The organism is Streptomyces lycii (assembly GCF_009735685.1).
Lineage (GTDB): Bacteria > Actinomycetota > Actinomycetes > Streptomycetales > Streptomycetaceae > Streptomyces > Streptomyces lycii.
Window position 1 is genome coordinate 1 of the sequence record NZ_WHPN01000111.1, and the last position, 1,790, is coordinate 1,790.

The 1,790-nt window shown below is 81.1% G+C and carries 1 pseudogene; it reads left to right on the top strand.

Annotated features, from left to right (window positions below):
• Positions 1 to 297: 297 nt before the first annotated feature.
• Positions 298 to 1,790: pseudogene (locus tag GCU69_RS32980) on the top strand (FHA domain-containing protein); the annotation flags it as partial.

Here is a 1,790-nt window from a genome sequence, read left to right on the forward strand (position 1 = left end):
CGCACGCCCGCCGGTGTGGCCCGGCCGACGACGAGCGGCGAGGGGTTCGGCCCGTATCCCGCCGGGCAGGACCCGGCCTTCGCGGCCGGCGGCACGGGCCGGGAAGGCCGGCCGCAGAGTACGCCGCCGCGCGGCAGTCCGATGCCGCCCGGCTTCACCGCGGCCCCGCACCCCGCCGGAGACACACACGGGGGGCAGCGGCCCTCCGCCCCCGCCCGCCGCCCGGCGGACGACGCCCCCGACGCGGGGCAGCGGGAGGGCCGCACCGGTCGCGGCATAGGGGCGTGGGCGCGCCGATTGGCCGGCGGCGGGCGTCCCGCGGCCCGGCCCGGCCCCGAGGAGACCGCGCCGCCCGAGCGCGATCCGTACGACCGGTGGGCCACCGCCGAGGCCGCCGAGGCGAACCGGCGCTGGCCGGACCCCTCCGAGATCCTGCTGACCGCCCTCGGCCCCGGCCCCCGGCTGTGGGAGCGCGGCCCGGGGCACCCGGACGCCCTCGTCGTCCGGCTCGGCACCGCGGACCGGCGCACCGCACCGGCCGTCCCCGTCACCGTGGACCTGCGGCGCACCGGCTCCCTCGGCCTCGCCGGGCCGCGTGCCCGGCTGACCGGACTCGCCCGCTCCGTGGTCGCGCAGCTGGCGGCCCTGCACTCCCCCACCGACCTCGAACTCGTGCTGATCAGCACGGACCGCGGCCGGGACGCCCGGCAGCGGATCGCCGACTGGTCCTGGCTCGGCTGGCTGCCCCAGCTGCGCCCGGCGCACGGCCAGGACTGCCGGCTGCTCCTCGCCTACGACCGGGAGCAGGCCACGGCCCGGATCGCGGAGCTGGTCCGGCGGCTGGACGAGGCCCCGCCGCCCGGTACCGGAGCCGCCGGGAGCCCGCCGGGGCCGCACACCGGGCCGTACACGGTCATGATCGTCGACGGCGACCCCGGCTCCGCCTCGCTGCGGGAGGCCACCGTCCGGCTCGCCGCCTCGGGGCGCTCCGTGGGCATCCATCTGCTCTGCCTGGTGGAGACCCCGGCGGCCTCCCCCACGGCGCCGCTGCTGGCCAACTTCGAGGCGGCCCGCGCCTCGTCGCCCGCCTTCGGCGAGTGCGGGGCGGTGGCGATGCTCAGCGGCGACGTCGCGACGGGGCTCCGCGTGATACACCTCCCGACCGCCCCGCAGCGGGGTCATTCCGCCTCCGGCGCGGCCCCGACGACCAGCGGCACGGGCTCGGTGCGCCCGGAAACGCGGCCGCGCCCCGGCACGGGCCCGGCGGGCGCGGGGGAGCCGGCCGGCACCGGCCGGGACCCCGGCCCGTACGGCACCTCGTCCACCGGCTCGTACGGCACCTCCTACGACAACGCCTCGCCCGGCACCTCCCACGAGACCTCGCCCGGCACCTCGTACGACACCTCGGCCGGCACCTCCTACGACACCTCGCCCGGCGCCTCGTACCGCACCTCCCGCGAAGCCGCGGACCGCGCCCGGGCGGCGGCCGGAAGCCCCGGCTCCGGGCCGCGGCCCTCCGGTGTCCCGGGCGCCGGAGGGCCGGAACCGCACCCCGCCCCCGGGGCCGGACGGCCGCCGCACGGTGCCGCGGCTCCGTCGGCGCACGGCACCGGCGGGCGGCCGGACGTGCCGGACAACGGGACCGCCGCCGTGGCGGACTCCGTGTCGGGCGCCTGGGCCGAGCGGTTCGCGCGGTCGCTGGCCCCGCTGCGCGCCCCGGACGCCGGGTCCGGCACGGCGGGTCCGGGCGGTTCCCGGCGGGTCGCCGTGGCGCTGCCCCGGTCGGCCCG